Below are 6,413 nucleotides of genomic sequence, written 5' to 3' on the forward strand. Positions count from 1 at the left end.
TGAAGACCTCGTCCATCTTGATCTTGATGTACTCCACGGGCGAGTCCCCGCCGGCTTTGCGCACCGTGAGCAGGGCGTTATCGTAGTGGGTTCCCGAGGCGCACGCCAGCATGAGCTTGGGCGAGCTGCTGTCAACGTACTTGGTGACGCTGACGTCCTGGACGTTGACTTTGCCGGCCCCGGCGCCGCCGCCGACGTGGGCCGAGCCGGCGTTGCTCATCCCCCAGGACCAGGCCAGCACGTCGATTTCTTTGCTATGCTTTGAATCGCGGGACTCGCCATCGACGGTGGCGATTTTCAGGAACATGTCTACGGCCATAAACTAAGGTCTTTCTTTCCTTCTGTTGCTGCTGAGTTAGGTGCGCCGTTCAGGGTTGCTCGGGTAAGGCACTCCGGACCCGGTGGGGTCGCCTGCGGCGCAAGAGGCCACCCCCGCGAGCCGGAGAAATGGTTGTCAGGCGGTTTGCGGCTTGCTTGTTTACTTGCCGCCTTTGACCGAAGGCAGCTTCGAGACGAGGCGCAGCGAAACGGTGAGACCTTCAAGCTGGTAGTGCGGTCGAAGGTAGAACTTGGAGGAATAATAGCCCGGGTTGCCTTCCACTTCCGAAACCTCAACGTGCGCATCCGCGAGCGGCCGAAGCGCCTTTTGGCTTTCCGACGCCGTGCTGCCGTCAACGCAGAATTTCCGGATCCAATCGTTGAGCCAGCGCTCCATGTCCGAGCGTTCCTTGAACGAACCGATCTTGTCCCGGACCATGCACTTCAGGTAGTGAGCAAAACGGCAGGTCGCAAATAGGTAAGGCAGACGAGCCGCCAGGTTTGCGTTCGCCGTTGCGTCCGGATCATCGTACACGGCCGGCTTTTGCAGCGACTGCGCCCCGATGAACACTGCGTAATCCGTGTTTTTGTAGTGGGAGAGGGGCATGAACCCGTTCTTGGCAAGTTCCGCCTCTCTGCGGTCCGTGATGGCGATTTCGGTCGGACACTTCATGTCGACGCCGCCGTCATCCGTCGGGAACGTGTGCACGGGTAACCCTTCCACCATGCCCCCGCTTTCCGTACCGCGAATCTGCGCGCACCAGCCGTAGAGTTTAAACGCGCGGGTAATGTTGGTGCCCATCGCGTAGGCCGAGTTCGACCAGACGTACTTATTGTGGTCGGCGCCTTCGGTGTCTTCCTCAAAAGCGAACTCGTCGACCGGGTTGGACCGGGCACCGTACGGCATCCGCGACAGAAACCGGGGCATTGCCAGGCCGAGGTACCGGGAATCTTCGGAATCGCGCAGCGAACGCCAGGCGGCGTATTCCGGCGTTTGAAAGATCTTGGTGAGATCGCGCGGGTCGCTCAACTCCCGCCAGGTGTCCATGTTCAGCACGGTCGGTGCAGCCCCGGCGATAAAGGGAGCGTGTGCCGCCGACGCGACCTGCGCCATGCCCGCGAGCAACTCGACGTCCGGAGGGCTATGGTCAAAGGCGTAATCTCCGATCAGGCACCCGTACGGCTGGCCGCCGGGCGATCCGTATTCATCCTCGTAGACCCGCTTGAAGATCGGGCTCTGATCCCACGCGGTGCCTTTGTATTTTTTCAAGGTCCGGCCGAGATCCTTCTTGGAGATGTTCATTACCCGGATCTTGAGCATCTCGTCCGTCTCGGTGTTGCTTACCAGGTGGTACAGACCACGCCAGGTGCCCTCGAGTTGCTTAAAGTCCTCATGGTGAATGATCCGGTTCACCTGTTCGGAGAGTTTCCGGTCCAGTTCGGCGATCAACGACTGGATCGTCGCCAGCACGTCGTCGGATATCACGACCGCGCTGCCCAGGGCCTGTTCGGCCAGGGTTTTAACGGCTTCTTGAACGGCCGTTTTGGCCTGCTCGGTCTTCGGCTTGAATTCCTGGTTCAGGAGCGACTCGAGTTCGGTCGGCTCCAGCGTGGCCGTCGCGGACGCAGCCGCCCCGGCCTGTGGGTTTAGATTATCTTGGGCCATACGATCTGACTCCGGTTAGGCTTGCCCTCCAGCGGGGACATCACTCGGCTTGGGCGCTGATGCCAACGCGTTCAGGAGCGTCGGATCGGCCAGAAGCTTGCGAACCAGGTCTTCTGCGCCGGTCTTGCCGTCCATGTACGTGATCAGGTTACTCAACTGGTTGCGCGCGGTGAGTAACTTGTTTAGCGCTTCCACCTTGCGGGCCACCGCACCGGGCGAAAAGTCGTCCAGACTTTCAAAGGTAAGATCAACGGAGAGGTTGCCCTGGCCCGTCAGCGTGTTCGGAACGCTGAAGGCGACGCGCGGTTTAGCCGCTTTGAGCCGGTCATCGAAATTATCGATATCGATCTCGAGAAATTTGCGCTCGGCCACCGGCGCCAGAGGGTCAGCCGGCTTGCCGGACAGATCCGCCATTACGCCCATCACGAAAGGAATCTCGATCTTTTTTTGCGCCCCGTAGAGTTCCACGTCGTACTCGATCTGCACGCGCGGCGCCCGGTTCCGGGCAATGAATTTCTGACTGCTGGCTTTCGGCATACCGTCAATTTATTGGGTTAGCGGCCGGGATGCGCCTACCCGACCGGGTGAAGGCGCTGGAAGGCGGATCGGAAGATCGATTCAGTTGGATGCCGACCGACCCCCCAGGATCGCCTGGGCACGCTGGGTTGTCACATAAGGATAGGTGTGTGCTGCTAAGCGCCGATCAGGCGTTCCCCGGGCTAGTGGAGGACGGGGACATCTAATTAATGGAAACAATCAAAACCTTTGAAACGTGTCAATGCGAATTCGCAAAGGGGTTTTGTTCGGCGCTGTGAATCCGAAGGGTCGCACTTGCACTTATTCCGGCGTGGGCTCCGGTTCGCCCGTGATCGCCCGGACCTGAGTGGCCGAGTCGGGGGTCAGGTCCGCGATGATCTGCATAAAATCCATCGCCGCCAGCCGGGCCGCCCGCTTCAGGATCAAAGGGACGGGGCTGGAGGGTTCGTATCGTGCATAGTAATGGCAGATCCTATCTAGCAAGCGTAAAACTTCCTCACGGGATCGGATCTCGCCGGTCACGCTGAAAGCGGCCGAAGCCCCGGCCACCGCCGGCCCCAGCTCCCCGGTCTCGCCGGCAGCAACGCCGGCTTCGACCGGCGCGGCAGCCGCCCCGGTTGCCTCGAAGTAGGGGGCAATGCGTTTCTGTATGGCCGCCAGTTCCGAGCTGAGCGCCGACAGGTCGGGTGCGTTGCTCGCACCGACGATGTTGGTAAGATAATCGTCGAGTCCTTTCACCAGCGCCAGCGCCGCGGTCACCGACTGGTAATTGTTCGCCCGAAACTCCGGGCTCGTGTCGCGAAAGGCCCCCTCGATCTGCGCCGGCGTGCGCTGCTCGCCGCCTCCCTCGGCCGCGGTGCCCGATTCTGTCCGCAGGAGATCCGTCAGGCTGAGCCGGCCCAGCTGCATCGAATCCGTCAGGGGCGCCGCTCTGAGCCGCTCCAGCACCCGGTAGGGATCGCCGTACGTCCCGACCGGCGTCGCCAGCGACGCCACGATGTTCATGCGCTGCAACGGATCGTTGTCGTCTGCCGGATCCAGTTGCGGGTGAACCACGGCCCAGAACGTCTCCAGCAAACCCGTCATCACACCGATTCCCCGGTGGAAACCCGGCAAGCCTTCAAGTTCCAGCCACGCCACCGTAAGCATGAGGGCAATCCGTAAATCCTTTGACCGCGAAAAGAGTTCCAACCCGGTCTTCGCGACCTGCTTCCACTCCGGCGGTTCCGCGGCGGAAAATTGGGTTTCCGGCTTTCCGCGGGCCGAGTTCTCGAGTTCCTGGAGGGCAATGTCGTACGAGAGATCCTCGCCGCACGGCGCGTCCTCCGAAATGGGTTGCAGCAGTTCCTCAACGGAGATCATGGGCGAAAGGTAAGATTGCCTGACTAAAAGATCTATTTTCGCTTGTCCAGAGGGAAGTGAAAGGCTCACCGTGCAGCCGTATGGAGGAGTTAACCGGTCCGGCCGATGCCTACAACGAAGTGCTCTACCCCGCACGCTGCATCCAGGAGGCCCATCCGAATCGCCTCGCAACGATTGCTTACCTGCGCGGGCTGCACCCGGCGCCCCTCGACCGGTGCCGGGTACTCGAACTCGGCTGCAATTTCGGCATCAACCTCGCCGCCATGGCGGGCGAATTTCCGGATAGCGAGTTCGTCGGGGTCGACCTGGCCGCCGACCCGATCGCCGCTGGAAAGGAGTTTGCTGCCGGCCTGGGACTCCGAAACCTTTTCCTGCATGCGCGCGACCTCGTAACGGTCAGCCGGGCCGAGTTCGGCCGGTTCGATTACCTCATCGCCCACGGCCTCTATTCCTGGGTGCCCGCCCCGGTCCGGGAGCGTATCCTTGAAATCTGCCAGGAATTGCTGGCGCCGGACGGGGTGGCTTACGTCAGTTACAACGCCTACCCGGGAAATCATCTGCGCGAATTAGTCCGCGGTATGATGCGCTTTCACACTGCCCAATTCAGCGACCCCTCCGACCGCGTCGGGCAGGCCCGGGGCCTGCTTAAATTCGTGGCCGGGGCCCGCCGTGAGCCGGATTATTACCACGTTGCGGTAAAGCATCAGTTCGAGCGCTTATTGAAGGTTGCGGATCCCGTCGTCTTCCACGATGACCTGAGCGCGCAGAATCAACCTTTCTACTTTTATGAGTTCGTAGCCGATGCGGCCCGCCACGGGTTGCGCTACCTCGGCGAAGCCGGCGCGAACGAACTTCCGTCGCAGGAATACGATGCGAGCGTTTTTAACCTGCTGGATAACCTGGAAAACGCGACCGAGGTGGTCCGGGAGCAATACAAAGATTTTGTGCGGGGCTGCGCCTTCCGCAAGACGCTGTTGTGCCGTGAAGAGAAATCGATCGCTCCGGTGAACTTGACCGCACGCGTACCCCACCTTCACGCGGTGTGCGACGCAACCCTGGCGGAACAACGCGACACGGCGCAGGGGCGCCTCTCGGTGTTCCGGCGCCGGGGTGGCGCCGTGGTGGACACCGCGCACCCGCTGATCCGCGCCGCGCTGGAGGTGTTGTGCTCGGAATGGCCTTGCTCCCTCGGCTTTCCTGCCCTGCTGGATCGAGCGACGGCCGAGTTGGCCGGTCCGCAAGGTAACCGGGAATCGGTCACCGCGGAAGAAACCCTGTCCGCCGCCCTGGTGCGCGCGCACCGGGCAGGGTTTCTCACCCTGCACATTCAACCGTATCGCGTCGCCAAGCAGGCCGGTGAACGGCCGGCGGTCAGCCGGCTGGCCCGCTACCAGCTCGAGCGCGGCGATGTGGCCACCAACCAGTTGCACGCCTCTATCCGTTTCCCGGATCTCCTGAGCCGCCGGCTGGTGCTGCTGCTGGACGGAACCCGCGACCGGCGGGCTCTCATCGCCGAGCTGACCCAGGTGGTTTTGCAAGGTGAAGCCGAGCTCTTCGAAAACGAGATCCGAATCACCGCGCCGGACGCAGTCCCGGGCGTGCTGGCAAAAAGGGTAGAACAAGGACTTGCCTCCCTTGCCCGCGAAGCAATGCTGGTCGCCTGAAGAGGCTCGGGGTTCGGTCACACGGCGGGCACAACGGGTGTGGCGGGCACAACGTAAGAGTTCACACGGCGAACACGGCGGAAGCGAGGGGCTATCCGCCGATTTCCACCGTCGGCAGACCCATGACGATCACGCCGCCGTGTGCGGTTTGATCGCCTATACGTGCGGCCGGCAACCCGCCGATAAGCACGGAGGTTGACCCTTTAAGGATGACGTCCGGCGGGCCGACGCAGGTGCACATGTTGGTGACCACCGCCGCAGGCTGGCCGCCAATCAGCACGGTTGGAACTCCCGGCGGCAAGATCGGACCGCCTACATGCGGAATCGGCGGCACACCGGGCGTCTGCATCGGGCACGTATGCATGTCACCAACTCGGGCGGCAGGAGGCATGTTTGTTTTTAAGGCGTTTTGAGCGGGCGCGACAAGGAGAATTCTCTCCCGAACCCGCGAATCGGATTTAGGAGTTCGGTCACACGGTCACACGGCGGGCACAGCGGGTTTGGCGGGCACGACGTAAGAGTTCACACGGTCACACCACGGGCACCACGTAAGAGTTCACACGGCGAACACGGCGAGCCACGGCGAACACGGCGGGAAGAGGAGGAAGAGGAAGAAGGGGAAAGCGTTTGGAGTTCGGAGTTCGGAGTTCGGAGCGGCAGGATGGAGGGTGGGTGCGAGTGTCAAGCTCACAGTTGCCCAGGGTTTCTTTAATCTGTGTCAATCTGTGTAATCTGTGGATGTATTCTCTTTTCTGCGTGCTTCTGCGTGTTCTGCGGATCATTTCGTTTTCCGGCCGGGTGAGCGTGCCCCTCGGGGGAGATCGGACCTGGTTCTACGACGCCTCCGAACCCCGAACTCCGAACTC

At 61.7% G+C, this 6,413-nt stretch carries 6 protein-coding genes; 1 reads left to right on the plus strand and 5 read right to left on the minus strand.

Going from position 1 to position 6,413, the window contains the following annotated elements:
* The 4 genes from JO015_20475 to tssA all read right to left on the minus strand — a co-directional run.
* A partial coding sequence (locus JO015_20475) for a type VI secretion system tube protein Hcp (GenBank protein ID MBW0001478.1) occupies positions 1 to 319 on the minus strand: 319 nt, incomplete at its 3' end.
* A 159-nt stretch (positions 320 to 478) separates the two neighbouring features.
* Positions 479 to 1,984 (minus strand): type VI secretion system contractile sheath large subunit, encoded by a 1,506-nt coding sequence (tssC, locus tag JO015_20480; GenBank protein MBW0001479.1) that lies wholly within the window; start codon positions 1,982 to 1,984, stop codon positions 479 to 481.
* Between the two features lie 15 nt (positions 1,985 to 1,999).
* Positions 2,000 to 2,521 (minus strand): type VI secretion system contractile sheath small subunit, encoded by a 522-nt coding sequence (gene tssB, locus JO015_20485; protein MBW0001480.1) that lies wholly within the window; start codon positions 2,519 to 2,521, stop codon positions 2,000 to 2,002.
* A gap of 300 nt (positions 2,522 to 2,821) precedes the next feature.
* Complete coding sequence (gene tssA, locus JO015_20490; protein ID MBW0001481.1) at positions 2,822 to 3,883, minus strand: type VI secretion system protein TssA; 1,062 nt, start codon at positions 3,881 to 3,883, stop codon at positions 2,822 to 2,824.
* Positions 3,884 to 3,963: 80 nt separating this feature from the next.
* Here tssA and JO015_20495 point away from each other — a divergent pair, with 80 nt between their 5' ends.
* Complete coding sequence (locus JO015_20495; GenBank protein ID MBW0001482.1) at positions 3,964 to 5,547, plus strand: methyltransferase regulatory domain-containing protein; 1,584 nt, start codon at positions 3,964 to 3,966, stop codon at positions 5,545 to 5,547.
* 91 nt (positions 5,548 to 5,638) lie between these two features.
* On the opposite strand, the gene JO015_20500 is transcribed toward JO015_20495, so the two are convergent.
* A complete protein-coding gene (locus JO015_20500; protein MBW0001483.1) occupies positions 5,639 to 5,938 on the minus strand; it encodes a PAAR domain-containing protein in 300 nt (99 codons plus the stop codon).
* Positions 5,939 to 6,413: the final 475 nt, after the last annotated feature.

It is taken from the genome of Verrucomicrobiota bacterium, assembly GCA_019247695.1.
Classification (GTDB): Bacteria; Verrucomicrobiota; Verrucomicrobiia; order Chthoniobacterales; family JAFAMB01; genus JAFBAP01.